Origin of the sequence: Streptomyces sp. NPDC028722, assembly GCF_040637655.1 — a bacterium.
In the GTDB taxonomy this organism is placed as follows: domain Bacteria; phylum Actinomycetota; class Actinomycetes; order Streptomycetales; family Streptomycetaceae; genus Streptomyces.
In genome coordinates this window covers 1-13,980 of the sequence record NZ_JBEZWU010000015.1, presented here as the reverse complement: position 1 = coordinate 13,980, position 13,980 = coordinate 1, and the positions used below count along the sequence as shown (strand labels likewise).

Genomic DNA, 13,980 nt, shown 5'->3' with positions numbered 1-13,980 from the left:
CCCTGGACGGTCGGGTCCTGGTCGGGCGGTCGGTGGTCCGTCAGGCGGCGGAGGCGGAGGTGAGCGAGCCGTGCAGGAACACGAGCGGGTCCTGGGGGGCGCGTACGCCGGTGGCCAGCACGGTGCCGATCACCATCAGGTGGTCGCCGACGGTGAGGGACTCGGCCAGCGCGCACTCCATCCAGCCGGGGCCGTCCAGCAGCAGGGCGCCGGTGTGCCGGCCCGGGGAGGCGGGCAGCGTGCGCAGCGCCTCGGCCCGGTTCTCCCGGGAGCGGGCCAGGGTCCTCGCGGTGTCCGCCCCGTCCGCGGCCAGGATCGACACGCCCCAGGTGCCGGCCGTCAGCAGATCCGCCAGGAAGGCCGACCCGTGCCGCAGGGAGAGCGCGACGAGCGGGGGGTCGGACGACACGGGGATCAGCGAGTTGACCGTGATGGCGTCATGGCGCCGCCCGCCGGGCGCGCCGGGTTCCTCGGTCCAGGTGCTCACCACGCCCACACCGGTGGCGAAGTGCCGCATCACCGTACGCAGATCGAGTTCCACTGCTCATCCTCTCCGTCGTGTGCCGGCCTTCGGGCGGACCCGGGTGGGCGTCCGGCGGCCGTGGGGCGGCCTCCGGCGAGACGAAGGTACGAACCGGGGCGGGCGCGCGGTGCCGTGCTCGCGCATGTGCTCTGTCGCGTTCGCGAACGCCGGACATGCGCGGATGCGGCACTTGCCGTGCGCGGCTGGCCGCCTGCGGGGCCCGGTTCCCGGGACACACTGCGACCGGCGCGGGTGTACGGCGGTGGCCGCCGGGCCCGCGCCCGGCGGGAGGAGGCGCTCCCGCTCACGGATGATCCGGGCAGCAGAGGGGGAACCAGTGATCCGCACCGCGGCAGTGGTGGGAACCGGACTCATCGGCACGTCGGCCGGCCTGGCGCTGAGCCGCCGCGGCGTGCGTGTGCACCTGATCGACGCGGACGAGTCGGCGGCACGGGTCGCCGCCGCGCGGGGAGCGGGCACGGTCGCGCTGCCCGACGGCCCCGTGGACCTCGCCGTGATCGCCGTACCGCCGGGCCTGGTCGCCCGGGTGCTGGGGCGGCACCAGCGCGGCGGGCTGGCCCGGGCCTACACCGACGTGGCGAGCGTCAAGGCGCCCACCGCGCTGGCCGTCGCGTGCGGCGCCCCGGAGCCGGACCTGTTCGTCGGCGGCCATCCCATGGCGGGAAGTGAGCGTTCCGGTCCGCTGGCCGCGCGCGCCGATCTGTTCGAGGACCGTCCGTGGATCCTGACGCCCGGACCGCAGACCTGCCCCGACGCCCTCAACGCGGTGCTGGCCGCCGTGTCGCTGTGCGGGGCCGTTCCCGTGGTGATGGAGCCGCACGCGCACGACCGCGCGGTCGCCCTGGTCTCGCACGCACCCCATCTGGTGGCGTCCCTGATGGCGGCGCGGCTGGGGGAGGCGCCCGGGCAGGAGCTGCGGCTGGCGGGCCGGGGGGTACGGGACGTGATCCGGGTGGCGGGCGGTGACCCCGGGCTGTGGACGGACATCGTCCGCTCCAACGCGCCGGCGCTCGTGGAGATCCTCCAGGCCCTGACGAAGGATCTGGAGGCGCTCACCCGGGCCCTGCACGCGCTGGCGGTGGCCGGTCCCGGTGCCGAGGACGCCGAAAACGCGCTGGCCGTGCTCCGGGATCTGCTGGTCCGGGGCCGGGAGGGCTGGGCGGCGGTGTACGAGCCGGGTGGCGGGGTTCCGGCCGGTGAGGTGACGCTGACGGTTGCGCTGGCCGGCCGGCCCGGCGAGGTGGACCGGCTGCTGCACGCGGCCGAGGAGTCCGGCATCGGCACGGAGGGCATCCGGCTCTCCTGGTCGGGGGCGTCGACGGAGCTGTCGGCGAGTCTGGCGGCGTCGCCGGCCGCCGCCGAGTCGATGCGCCGGCGGCTCGCCGCCGACGGCTGGCGGGTGTCGGTGGCCGCCGTCCGCTGAGCCGCGGCCGTCCGTACGAGGGCCCTGGTCGCCTCTGGGCGGGACCAGGGCCTTTCCGTGTGCCGTCAGCCGTCAGCCGTCAGCCGTGTGCCGTCAGCCGGGGTGCCGTCAGCCGTCGGCCGGGGTGCCGTCCGGCAGTCCGTACGCGTCGGAGATCAGCTCGTAGGAGCGCACCCGGAAGTCCAGGCTGTGGGAGTTCATGGCCAGCATCAGCTCGTCCGCGCCGGTCCGCTTCCGGAGTTCGTCCAGGCCGGCGGTGACCTCGTCCGCCGTTCCGTACAGCGCGTTGTCGAGCCAGCCGCCGAGGACGGCCGTCTCCCGCTCGGTGAAGACGTGGGCCTCGGCCTCCTCGGGTGTCGGGATGAGCCCGGGCCGCCCGCTGCGCAGCCGTACGGTGGCGAGCGCGCCGGTGAGTGCCTGCCGGCGGGCCTCCCCGGGGTCGTCACCGGCGAACGCGAAGACGCCGAGCGTCACATACGGCTCGGCGAGGACGGCGGAGGGGCGGAAGGTGCTGCGGTACAGCTCCAGCGCGGGCAGCGTGTTGTGCGCGGAGAAGTGGTGGGCGAAGGCGAACGGCAGTCCGAGTTCCCCGGCGAGGCGGGCGGAGAAGCCGGAGGAGCCGAGCAGCCAGACCTGCGGGTGTGCGGTGTGTCCCTGCACCGGGCCGGGGACGGCGTGGACACCGCGGTAGGGGTGACGGTCGGGGAAGTCGCCCCGCAGGAAGCCGATGAGTTCCCGCACCTCGGCGGGGAAGTCGTCACCGGCGCCGGGTGTGCCGCCGGTCCGGCGCAGGGCCGCCGCCGTGGCCCCGTCCGTGCCGGGCGCGCGTCCGAGGCCGAGGTCGATCCGGCCCGGGGCGAGGGCCTCCAGGGTGCCGAACTGCTCGGCGACGACGAGGGGGGCGTGGTTGGGCAGCATCACGCCGCCCGAACCCAGCCGCAGCCGCCGGGTGTGGGCCGCGAGGTGGGCGAGGATGACGGCGGGGCTGCTGCTGGAGATGCCGGGCATGGAATGGTGCTCCGCGACCCAGTACCGCAGGAATCCACGGGACTCGACCAGGCGGGCGAGCCGCTGGGAGGCTGCCAGCGCCTGGTGGGCCGTGTTCCCCTCGCCGAGGGCCACCAGGTCCAGAACGGACAACGGGACGGGAGCGGTTCCCTGCGCACTGCCCCGGACGGGGTCGCTGATTGGCTCAGTCATGTCCGCAGGAACCGGGGGGCCGTCGCCGGCTATTCCCGGCCGGATTCGTCAAGTGACCTGTTTTTTACGGCTGTTGAGGAGAGACGGCCGGGTCCGCCGACGGCCGTCTCCCCCGGCCGGAGGGGTCGGAGCCCCTCTCCGGCCGGGCGCGGAGAGGGGCCGGAAAGGGTCCGCTCGGGGGCCCAGGTTGGCCGGAGATCATCCCGCGTCACTTGACCGAGCCGGCCATCACCCCCTGCACGAAGTGCCGCTGGAACGCGAAGAACACGACCACCGGCACGATCAGCGACAGGAACGCGCCCGGCGCCAGCACGTCGATATTGCTGCCGAACTGCCGTATCTGTGACTGGAGTTGAACTGTCAGCGGCTGGGCGGAGCTGTCGGCGAAGAGCAGGGCGACCAGCATGTCGTTCCACACCCACAGGAACTGGAAGATGGCGAGCGAGGCGATCGCCGGACGGCCCACCGGCAGCACCAGCCGGGTGAAGATGCGCCACTCGGTGCCGCCGTCCATCCGGGCCGCCTCCAGCATCTCCTTCGGCATCTCCGCGAAGTAGTTGCGCAGCAGGAAGACGGCGAAGGGCAGGCCGTACGCCACGTGGAAGAGGACGACCCCGGGGATCGTGCCGAACAGACCGAGCGCGCCGAACAGTTTGGCCACCGGCAGCAGGCCGATCTGCACCGGCACCACCAGCAGGGCCACCACGAGCAGGAAGAGGGGCTCCCGGAGCGGGAAGTCCAGCCAGGCGAAGGCGTACCCGGCGAGGGCCGCGATGACGACGACCAGGGTGGTGGCGGGCACCGAGATCAGCACGGTGTTCCAGAACGCCTGGGTGATGCCCGCGTTCTTCAACAGCGCCGTGTAGTTGTCGAAGGAGAGCCGGCCGGGGTCGGCCAGGGCGGTCCACCAGCCGCCCCGGGCCGTGTCCTGGGCCGAGCGCAGGGAGGACAGGAACAGTCCGGCGAGCGGGGTCAGCCAGACCAGCCCGACGACCACCAGGAAGGCCTGCACCAGGCCGCTGCCCAGGCCGCGCCTGATCGCGTTCATCGCTGACTCCTTCGGAAACGGCGGACGTTGAACACCATCGCGGGGACGACGAGGAGCAGCAGCAGGACGCCCAGGGCGCTGCCGAGACCCTGGTTGTTGCCGCCGCCGAACGACACCAGCCACATCTGGGTGGCGAGGACGGTGGCGTCCTCCTGGACCGGGCCGGGCGCGATGACGTAGACGAGGTCGAAGACCTTCATCACGTTGATGACGAGGGTCACGAAGACGACGGTGAGCACGGGCGCGAGCAGCGGGACGGTGATCCGGCGGAAGATCTGCCACTCGTTCGCGCCGTCCATGCGGGCGGCCTCCAGGGCGTCGCGCGGGAGGGTGGACAGCCCGGCGCCGATGAGCACCATGGCGAAGCCGGTCCAGATCCACAGGTAGGCACCGATGATCGCCGGGGTGACGAGGGTGGGGCCGAGCCAGGAGACGCCCTGGTAGGGCGGGGCGAAGTTGGCGGCGGGCAGCCGGACCGTGTACGAGCCGTCGCGCAGGCCGGTGAAGCGGAAGGAGCCGTCGGCCGCGGTGGCCGTGCTCGCGACCGTCCTGCCGTCGCGTACCGCCTCCACCCTCATCCCGGGCAGCCCGCTCTCCCGCGGGTCGACCTTGCCCTGCTTGCCGCCCCCGCCGGGGGTGAAGTCCAGGTAGACGACTCCGCGCAGGTCGCCGGGGGCGGCCTTGGTGCCGGCCGCGGCGGCCGCGGGTGCGGCGTTGCGTGGCAGGTCACCGGGCAGGACGCCGACCATCGGGAGGGTCACCGTCTCGCCCGGGGTGGCGCTCGTGCTCGTGCGGTAGGAGCCGTCCCGGTCCTGGGTGAGCACTCCGGTGCGCCCGCGGGCCGTCGGGTACGTCGAGGTCCCCTTGAAGGCGTCGTGGACGGAGACGACGGCGGCGTTCAGCACGCCCTTGTCCGGGTCCGCGTCGTAGGCGAGGCGGAAGATGATGCCGGCGGCGAGGAAGGACACGGCCATCGGCATGAAGAGCAGCAGCTTGAAGGCGGTGGCCCAGCGGACCTTCTCCACCAGGACGGCCAGGATGAGGCCGAGCCCGGTGAGCAGGGCGGGGGCGACGACCACCCAGACGACGGTGTTGCGGATGGCCTTGAGGGTGGCCGGGTCACGGAACATCTCGGCGTAGTTGCCGCCGCCGACGAACCGGGTGCCGGAGGCGTCGAAGAAGCTCCGGCCGACGGAGAACAGCACCGGGTAGACGACGAGCGCACCGAGCAGGAGCAGCGCGGGGAGGACGAAGAGCAGGGCTATCAGCCCGGCGCGCCGCCGGCCGCGGCGCACGCGCGCCGGGCCGGCGGCGGCCCGCGGGCCCGCCTGCTGTTTCTCGACAGTGGTGGCGGTCATGGCGCGGCTCAGTTCCGGTAGGCCTTGGCGGCGGCGGACTCCAGCTTCGCGGCGGTCCCCCGGGGGTCGGAGGGGTCGCGCAGGAAGTCCTGGAGGAGCTTCCACTCGCCGGCGCCCTTGGTGCCGCCGAAGGCGGCCGGTGCCTGGTCGGACATGTCGAAGCGGACCGAGTTCCCGGCGCCGACGAGGGACTTGGCGGTGGCGCGGGTGACGTCGTCGCCGTACCGGTCGAGGCCGAGCTTCCTGTTCGGCGACAGGAAGCCGCCCGCCTTCGCCCACACGGCCGCCGCCTCGGGGGTCGCCAGGTATTCCAGCAGCTTCATGCCGGCCTTGGCGTTCTTGGCGTCCTTGAGGACGACCGCCGCGTCACCGCCGCTGACGACGGGTGCGCTGCCGCCGCCGACCGCGGGGAAGGGGAAGAAGTCCGCGTCCTTGCCGATGGCCTTGCCGTACTGGTCGTGGGCGACACCGGCGACGAAGTCGCCCTCGTAGACCATGCCGGCCTGGGGCTTGGGGCCGAAGACCTTCTCCACGGAGCCGGGGAAGTCGGTGTTCAGGGCCTCGTTCCGGCCGCCGGCGACGAGCTGCTTGTCCTTGAACAGCTTGCCGAGGGTGGTCAGGGCCTGCACGACGCTGGGGTCGGTCCACTTGAGGGTGTGGGCGGCGAGGGCGTCGTACTTCCGGGGGCCGGCCTGGGAGAGGTAGACGTTCTCGAACCAGTCGGTGAGGGTCCAGCCGTCCTGTCCGGCGACCGCGAAGGCGGCGAGCCCGGAGTCGGAGACGGTGTGCCCGGCCTTCAGCAGCTCGTCGTACGTCTTCGGCGGCCGGACCCCGGCCGCCGTGAGCGCTTCGGGGCTGTACCAGACGGTCGACTTGTGGGCGGCCTTGAAGTAGAGGCCGTAGAGGGTGCCGTCGACGCTGCCGTACTTCTTCCACACGGGGGCGTAGTCGGCGTCGACGGTCCGCCGGGCGTCCGGCGAGAGCGGCGTGAGCCAGCCCTTCTTCGCGAACTGCTGGAGGACGCCGACCTGCGGGACCATCACGACGTCGGGTGCGTTGCCGCCCTCGATCTTGCTGCCGACGACGGTGGAGACGTTGTCGCCGGTGGACACGAACTGTGTTCTGGCGCCGGTCTTCTCGGTGAAGGCGTCCAGCACCTTCTGGAAGTTCTTCTGTTCGCTGCCGGACCAGACACCGGCCACGGTGACCGTCTGGCCGTCGAGGGCCTTGTCACCGCCGCCCGCGGAGACCGGTCCGCCGCCGCAGGCGGTGGCGCCGAGGGCGAGTGCGAGGGCGGTGCAGCCGGTGAGCAGGGTCGTGCGTCGTCGCATCATCGTTGACGGACCTTTCGGAAGGGGGATTGGCGAGGATCAGAGGCCGGTCAGCCACCAGGCGGCCGTGGAGCCGGGCAGGACGCCGGGCGGGCAGGAGCCGTCGCTGGAGAGCAGGGGGGCGCCGGGGACCGGCGCGGGGGTGGGGGCCGTACCGAAGTTGACGGCGCAGACGAGGCCGTCGCCGCGGACGAAGCCGAGGACCCCGGGCGGGGTGTCGAGCCAGCGCAGGGGGCCCTCGCCCAGCTGGGGCAGCGAGTGCCGCAGCTGGAGTCCGTCGCGGTACAGGTGCCAGAAGGAGCGGGTGTCGGCGAGGGCCCGTTCGGTGGCGTACTCGGCGAAGTACGACGGCTGGGGCAGCCAGGGTTTGGCGCCCTCCGCGCCGGAGGTGAAGCCGAACGGCGAGGCCTGCCCGGACCAGGGCAGCGGCACCCGGCAGCCGTCGCGGATGCGGGCGCGGCTGCCGGTGCGCCGGAAGATCGGGTCGGTGAGCACGTCGTCGGGCAGGTCGACGACCTCGGGCAGGCCCAGTTCCTCGCCCTGGTAGATGTACGCGGCGCCGGGCAGCGCCAGCATCAGCAGCGCGGCGGCGCGGGCGCGGGCGGCGCCCAGGCCGCTGCCCTCGGTGGCGGGTTCGCCGTAGCGGGTGACGGTGCGGACCTGGTCGTGGTTGTTGAGGACCCAGGTGACGGTGGAGCCGGTGCCGGCGATGTCCTGCATGGCCTCCGAGATGACCTTGCGGAAGGCGTCGGCGTCCCAGGCGGCGCCGAGCAGGTCGAAGAAGAAGGCCTGGTGGAGTTCGTCGGGGCGGACGTAGAGGGCGTGTTCGCGGGCGGTGGGGACGGAGACCTCGCCGACCAGGAGGCGTTCGCGGCCGTCGCGGCCGGTGTACTCCTCGCAGACGGCGCGCCAGTGGCGCCACACGTCGTGCACCTCGGGCTGGTTCCAGGCGAGGGGGTTGACCGAGTCGCGGGTGCGGGCGTCGGCCTGCGGGTCGTCGGAGTCGGGCAGCGCGGGGTGCTTGTACAGCCCGGCGGCGACATCGATGCGGAAGCCGTCCACTCCCCGGTCGAGCCAGAAGCGCAGGACGCGTTCGAACTCGGCGGGCACCTCGGGGTCGCGCCAGTTCCAGTCGGGCTGTTCGGGGGTGAACATGTGCAGGTACCACTGGCCGGGGCGGCCGTCCGGCTCCGTGACCCGGGACCAGGCCGGCCCGCCGAACATGGCGTGCCAGTTGTTGGGCGGCTCGCTGCCGTCGGGGCCCCGGCCGTCGGCGAAGTGGAAGCGGGCGCGGGCCGGGCTGCCGGGTCCGGCGGCCAGGGCGGCGCGGAACCAGGGGTGCTCGCTGGAGCAGTGGTTGGGGACGATGTCGAGGAGCACCCTGATGCCGAGCCGCCGGGCCGCGGCCATCAGCAGGTCGAACTCGGTGAGGTCGCCGAAGACCGGGTCGACGTCGCAGTAGTCGGCCACGTCGTAGCCGTGGTCGTGCTGCGGCGAGGGGTAGAACGGGCTCAGCCAGATACCGTCGACGCCGAGCTTTTTGAGGTACGGGAGCCCGGCCCGGACGCCGGCGAGATCGCCGATGCCGTCACCGGTGCTGTCCAGGAAGCTGCGGACGTAGACCTGGTAGATCACCGCGTCCCGCCACCAATGATGCCTGTTCAACCCTGTGGAACCTGTCTCTGAAGGGGGCTGTTATGCATGCATGTTAGGTAGGTGAGACGCAGAGGTGTCAACGAAATGACGAGAAACTACTGGCCGGTTGCCTGGATGAATGCGGGCAAATTACCGCAGGACGAACGCAGTCGTGATGGCTGCGTTACCTAACATGTAACTATCGACGGGCGATGGTGTCGAGTTCGCGCGCCAGCCGGCGCACGGCCTGCCCGGGCGTCTGCCGCCCGGTGAGCGCGTCCTGCACGACCGCCTGCACGGCCAGGCTGACCTGGTCGTAGTGCGGGCTCCGGGGGCGCGGCCGGGCGGTCACGACCGCGGTGCGCAGGGTCGGCAGGTAGGGGAACCGGCGCACCAGCGCGGGATCCTCGTACAGCGCGGCGCGCACCGGCGGCAGCGCGCCCCGCACGAGCACCTCGCGCTGGACGGGCGCGCTGGTGAGGTAGGCGATCAGCCGCGCGGCGGAGTCGGGGTGCCGGGCGTGGGCGTTGACCGCGAGATTCGACCCGCCGAGGACGCTCGTCCCCGGCCCGTCGGGCCCGGGCAGGGGTACGGCGCCGATCCGCCCGGCGACCTTCGAGCCCGCGGCCGAGGCGACGGCGTACGCGTAGGGCCAGTTGCGCAGGAAGAGCAGTCTGCCGTCCTGGAAGGCCTGCTTGGACTCCTCCTCCTTGTACGTCAGCGCCTGCTTCGGTATCCAGCCCTCGCGGACGCCGCGGGCGAGGAAGCCGATGCCCTCGCGGGCCGCGGCGGAGTCGACGGTGACGCGTCTGCCCTCGCCGCCGAGGATCGTGCCGCCGGCCGAGTACACGGCCTCGGCCGCGTTCACCGTGAGTCCCTCGTAGGGCAGGAACTGGCCCGCGTAGCCGCCGAGCCCGTACTTCGGCGCGATGGTCCGCGCGTGGTGCTCCAGTTCGGCCCAGGTGCGCGGCGGGGGCACGCCCTCCTTCGCGAGGACGTCCTTGCGGTACAGGAGCAGCCCGGCGTTCGTGACGTAAGGCACCGCGTACAGCCGGCCGCCGTACGTCGCCGTGTCCACCACCGGCGGCAGGAAGCTGCGCAGCGGGAAGCGGTCGCGGGGCAGCGGGCTGATCCAGCCGGCCGCCGCGAACTCCGAGGTCCAGTCCACGTCGATGTTGAGGACGTCGAACCGGCCCCGGTCGCCGCCGCGCAGGTCGGTCGTCATCTGCGCGTGCGTCTCGTCGGCGGAGTCCGGCAGTTCGACGAGGGTGACCCGCTCCCCGGGATGGGTGCGGTTCCAGCCCCGCAGCAGCGGGCCGAGATAGCCGGTGAGGTCCCCGGCGGTGGCCAGGGTGAGCGGGCCGCGACCGCTGCGGGCGGCCTCGTCGGCGCGGGCACCGGAGGCCACGTACCCTGCCGTGATCACCACGAGTACGAGAAGGCCCCTACCGGCGGCGCGCATCCACCGCATAGGTTCCTCCCTGTACACCGGCACCACGGGCGTCTTCGCCCGGGGACAGAGGCCATGTATACCTGTTAGGTATGCGCGATACTAGGGCCTGGAGCACATGCGGCAGACAGGAGGACAGCACGCGTGCGCCTGCCCCTCCTGGCACTCCTCGCCCGCGGCCCGGCCCACGGCTACGAGCTGAAGCAGGACCTTGAGCAACTGCTGGGCTCCGCGTACCCTCAGCCGAACGTCGGCCAGGTCTACGTCACCCTCGGCCGCCTGGAGAAGTCCGGGCTGATCGAGGGCGAGGACGTCGAGCAGTCGAGCCGGCCCAACAAGAAGGTCTACCGCCTCACCGAGGCCGGACGTGAGGCACTGCACGTCTGGTTCGAGGAGACCGAGGACGAGCCGCGGGTGCGGGACGAGTTCTTCATGAAGCTCGCCCTCGCCCCGCAGACCGGCCTCGCCGACCAGATCGCCCTGATCAACCGGCAGCGGCGCCAGTACCTCAACACCATGCGCGTCCTGTCGAAGCTGGCCGCGGCCGAGGACCGGGACAACCGAATCGCCCAACTGCTGATCGAGGGCGCGATGCTGCACCTCCAGGCGGACCTCGACTGGCTGGAGCGGTGCCAGGAGGAACTGGAATGAGCGAGCACGCCGCCCCCGTGCTGCGGGCCGAGGGCCTGGTGAAGACCCACCACGGCGAGGGCGCGCCCGCGCGTGCCGTGCGCGGGGTCGGCCTGTCCGTGGCGCGCGGCGAGTTCGTGGCGATCACCGGCCCGTCCGGTGCCGGCAAGTCGACGCTGCTGCACCTGCTCGGCGGCCTTCAGCGGCCGGACGCGGGCAGCATCTGGCTCGACGGCCGGTGCACGGACTCCTTCGGCGAGGCCCGGTGGGCGGTGGAGCGCAGGAAGTCCATCGGGATCGTCTTCCAGTTCTTCAACCTGGTGTCGAACCTGTCGGTCGCCGACAACGTCGAGCTGCCCGCGCTGCTGGCCGGTGTCCCGCCGAGGAAGGCCCGCGCCGAGCGCGCGGAACTCCTCGCCGAGCTGGGCCTGGAGGGCAAGGAGCGCAGCATGCCGGGCGAGCTGTCCGGCGGCGAGCAGCAGCGTGTCGCGCTGGCCCGGGCGCTGGTCAACCATCCGCCGCTGCTCCTCGCGGACGAGCCGGCCGGCAGCCTCGACAGCAAGGGCACCCGCGAGGTCATGCGGCTGCTGTCCCGCTTCCACGGACGCGGGCAGAGCATCGTCCTGGTCACCCATGACGCCCGGCTGGCCAGCGCCGCCGACCGGGTGATCAGCTTCTTCGACGGCCGCATAGCCGACGACGCGACCCTGGACGGCACCCCGTCGTCCCGGCGCGGCGGCATCTCCGCCGTACTGGAGCTGAGGGACTGATGGACCGACCGCGCACCCGCCCGCCGGCGGGACACCCCGCCCCGAGCCGCCCGGGACCGACGGGGTGGCCGCCGGCACGGGCCGGACTGAGGGGCTGAGGCGGGTGCGGGCCGCTCTGCGCTGGGCGCACTCCGATCTGCGCACGCACCGCGGCGAGGCGCTGTTCCTGGTGCTGGCGACCGCCGGCATCGTCACCTCGCTGCTGTTCGCCACCGCCCTGTTCGGGTACGCCACGAACCCCTGGCAGCGGACCTTCGCCGAGACCCGCGGGGCACACGTGTGGCTGCACACCACTCCGGCCGCCGACGCGCGCGCCGTGGCCCGGCTGGACGGCGTCACCGCGGTCGCCGGCCCCTACCGCACCAAGTCCGCCACCGTCGCCGCCCGCGGTGCCCGGGCCGCCGTGGAGCTGCGCGGCACCCCGCGCCCGCCCTCCGTCGGCCGGCCGCTGCTGACCGCCGGGCGCTGGCTGGACCCGGCCGCGCCGGACGGCGTGGTGCTGGAGAGCAGCCTGGCCCGCGCCCTGCTGGCCGAACCCGGGGACACCCTCACCCTGCCGGGCACCGCCCGCACCCTGACCGTCGAGGGCGTCGCGGACAGCGCCGAACCCCCCTACCGCCCGGGCGAGCAGCCGGGGCTGGTGTGGGCGCTGCCGTCCGCGGTACGCGCCCCCGGCGGCCAGGTCGTCGGGCTGCGGCTCGACGATCCGGGCGACACGGACTACGCCGTGCAGCGCGCCGTCACCGTCCTGGGCGCGGGCGTGGTCGGCGAGGTCTCGACCTGGCAGCAGGCCCGCGCCGCGGCGCAGGGCGAGAACCGCCTGCTGGGCCAGGTGCTCGGGCTGTTCGGGCTGGGTGCCCTGATCGCCGCCGGGTTCGCGGTGCACGGCGCGATCGCCACCCGCATCCGCGGCCATCTGCGGGACCTGTCGGTACTGAAGGCGATCGGCTTCACCCCCGGCCAGGTCGTACGGATCTTCCTGCTCCAGCACCTGGCGTACGCGCTGCTCGGCGCCGTGGCCGCGGCGGCGCTCACCGAGGCGCTGGGCAGCCGGGTCCCGGGACGGCTCGGCGACGCCGTGGGCGTGTGGCAGGGGCTGCCCGGGCACACCGTGGCGCTGTCCGCGGTGCCGGTGGGCGCGGTGCTGTTCATCGCCCTGACCACGGGGCTCGCGGCCTGGCGGGCGGGGCGGGTGCCGCCGGTCCCGGTGCCGCGGCCGGCCGGTCCGGCGGGCGGCCGGCTGACCGGGCCGGCCCGGCGGGCGCTGGGCCTGAGGCTGCCGGCCGCGCTGGTCCTCGGCTGCCACAAGGCGTTCGCCGGGCGCGGCCGGTCCCTGGCCACCGTGGCCCGGCTGACACTGCCGCTGCTGCTGATCGTGGTCGCGCTCAGCGCGTGGACCACGCTCGACCGCTTCCACAGCAGCCCCGAGCGGATGGGCCTGCCCACGGCGCTCACGGTCCGCTCGGACGGCGCGCCGGCCCCGTCCGGCCTACGGGCCCTGCTGACCAGCGATCCCCGGGTCGCCGCCGCCTACCCGGGCGTCGAGGTGGCCGCGCTGGTCCCCGGGCAGACCGGGACCATCGCCCTGCGCGGCATCGGCACCCGGGCGGAGCCCTGTCCCCGTGTCCTCGCCGAGGGCCGTGCCCCCCACGGGCCGGACGAGGCGGTGGCCGGTCAGGGCCTGCTCGACCTGCTGCACGCGCGGGTCGGGGACTGGGTGCGGATGACGGTGGGCGACCGGCCGCAGATCCTGCACATCGTGGGCCGCAGCATCGAGCCGCAGAACGCCGGGCGGGTCGTGACCACGTCCCTGGACACCCTCCGCGAGAACGACCCGGGTGTGTCCGCGGCCTTCTGGGAACTGCGGCTGCGCCCCGGCGCCGACCCGCGGCGGGTGGCCGCCGCGCTCACCGCGGCCGGCCGGGGCCACCTGGACGTACATCCCGTGACGAACCCCGCCGACGGGCTGTCCCCCCTGCGCGCGGTGGTCGCCGGGCTGATCGCCGTACTGGCCCTCATCGGTCTGGTCGAGCTGCTCACCGCGATCGGCGGCACCGTCCGCGAGGGTGAGCGGGACGTGCTGGCGCTCCGGGCGATCGGGATGTCACCGCGGCAGATCACCGGGATCGCCGTCACCGCGACGAGCTGTACGACCCTGGCGGCGGCCGTCGCCGCCATGGTCCTGGGGCTGCCGCTGGCCCGCCGGCTGATCGACGCCCAGGGCGGCTCCAGCGGGATCGGCTCCGGGATCGCCCAGTACCCCGCGCCGGGGGTGCTGCTCCTGCTGGGCTCGGCCGCGGTGCTGGGCGCGGCGGCGCTGGCCGCGCTGCCGGCGGCCCGGGCGGCCCGCCGGCGCCTCGCGGACACGCTGAGCGCGGTGGGCTGAGCCCGGCCCGGAGGAACGGTCCCGCCGGGCCGGACGGCGCCGCGATCTCTCAGCTCCGGCCGCGCAGCTCCCGGTAGGTGGCGACGAGGGCCGTGGTGGAAGGGTCGAGGCCGGGGACGTCGGTGCCTTCGGTGAGGGCGGGTTCGACGCGTTTGGCGAGGACCTTGCCCAGTTCCACGCCCCACTGGTCGAAGGAGTCGATGTT

Annotated in this window: 12 protein-coding genes; 4 read left to right on the top strand and 8 right to left on the bottom strand. The window is 73.7% G+C overall.

Annotation, left to right across the window (positions count from 1 at the left end; genetic code table 11):
* Positions 1-40 precede the first annotated feature (40 nt).
* A complete protein-coding gene (locus AB0F03_RS22515) occupies positions 41-541 on the bottom strand; it encodes a flavin reductase family protein (protein WP_361994782.1) in 501 nt (166 codons plus the stop codon).
* 319 nt (positions 542-860) lie between these two features.
* Between AB0F03_RS22515 and AB0F03_RS22510 the strand changes: the two genes are divergently transcribed.
* Complete coding sequence (locus tag AB0F03_RS22510; protein ID WP_361994779.1) at positions 861-1,967, top strand: prephenate dehydrogenase; 1,107 nt, start codon at positions 861-863, stop codon at positions 1,965-1,967.
* A 108-nt stretch (positions 1,968-2,075) separates the two neighbouring features.
* On the opposite strand, the gene AB0F03_RS22505 is transcribed toward AB0F03_RS22510, so the two are convergent.
* From AB0F03_RS22505 to AB0F03_RS22480, 6 genes are all read right to left on the bottom strand, one after another.
* Positions 2,076-3,167, bottom strand: a complete 1,092-nt coding sequence (locus AB0F03_RS22505; RefSeq protein WP_361994776.1) for an LLM class flavin-dependent oxidoreductase — start codon at positions 3,165-3,167, stop codon at positions 2,076-2,078.
* Positions 3,168-3,375: 208 nt separating this feature from the next.
* A complete protein-coding gene (locus AB0F03_RS22500; protein WP_361994773.1) occupies positions 3,376-4,215 on the bottom strand; it encodes a carbohydrate ABC transporter permease in 840 nt (279 codons plus the stop codon).
* Complete coding sequence (locus AB0F03_RS22495; RefSeq protein WP_361994770.1) at positions 4,212-5,573, bottom strand: ABC transporter permease subunit; 1,362 nt, start codon at positions 5,571-5,573, stop codon at positions 4,212-4,214. Before AB0F03_RS22495 ends, AB0F03_RS22500 begins: the two co-directional genes overlap by 4 nt.
* An 8-nt stretch (positions 5,574-5,581) precedes the next feature.
* On the bottom strand, positions 5,582-6,907 hold the full coding sequence (locus AB0F03_RS22490) for an ABC transporter substrate-binding protein (RefSeq protein ID WP_361994767.1): 1,326 nt from the start codon (positions 6,905-6,907) through the stop codon (positions 5,582-5,584).
* Positions 6,908-6,943: 36 nt separating this feature from the next.
* On the bottom strand, positions 6,944-8,569 hold the full coding sequence (locus tag AB0F03_RS22485; RefSeq protein ID WP_361994764.1) for a glycoside hydrolase family 13 protein: 1,626 nt from the start codon (positions 8,567-8,569) through the stop codon (positions 6,944-6,946).
* Between the two features lie 169 nt (positions 8,570-8,738).
* A complete protein-coding gene (locus AB0F03_RS22480) occupies positions 8,739-10,010 on the bottom strand; it encodes an ABC transporter substrate-binding protein (RefSeq protein WP_361994761.1) in 1,272 nt (423 codons plus the stop codon).
* A 123-nt stretch (positions 10,011-10,133) separates the two neighbouring features.
* Here AB0F03_RS22480 and AB0F03_RS22475 point away from each other — a divergent pair, with 123 nt between their 5' ends.
* From AB0F03_RS22475 to AB0F03_RS22465, 3 genes are all read left to right on the top strand, one after another.
* Complete coding sequence (locus AB0F03_RS22475; protein WP_361994758.1) at positions 10,134-10,640, top strand: PadR family transcriptional regulator; 507 nt, start codon at positions 10,134-10,136, stop codon at positions 10,638-10,640.
* A complete protein-coding gene (locus tag AB0F03_RS22470; protein WP_361994755.1) occupies positions 10,637-11,389 on the top strand; it encodes an ABC transporter ATP-binding protein in 753 nt (250 codons plus the stop codon). Before AB0F03_RS22475 ends, AB0F03_RS22470 begins: the two co-directional genes overlap by 4 nt.
* 103 nt (positions 11,390-11,492) lie before the next feature.
* A complete protein-coding gene (locus tag AB0F03_RS22465; RefSeq protein ID WP_361994752.1) occupies positions 11,493-13,775 on the top strand; it encodes an FtsX-like permease family protein in 2,283 nt (760 codons plus the stop codon).
* A 49-nt stretch (positions 13,776-13,824) separates the two neighbouring features.
* On the opposite strand, the gene AB0F03_RS22460 is transcribed toward AB0F03_RS22465, so the two are convergent.
* Positions 13,825-13,980 (bottom strand): hypothetical protein (locus AB0F03_RS22460; protein ID WP_361995132.1); only part of this gene is annotated, 156 nt, incomplete at its 5' end.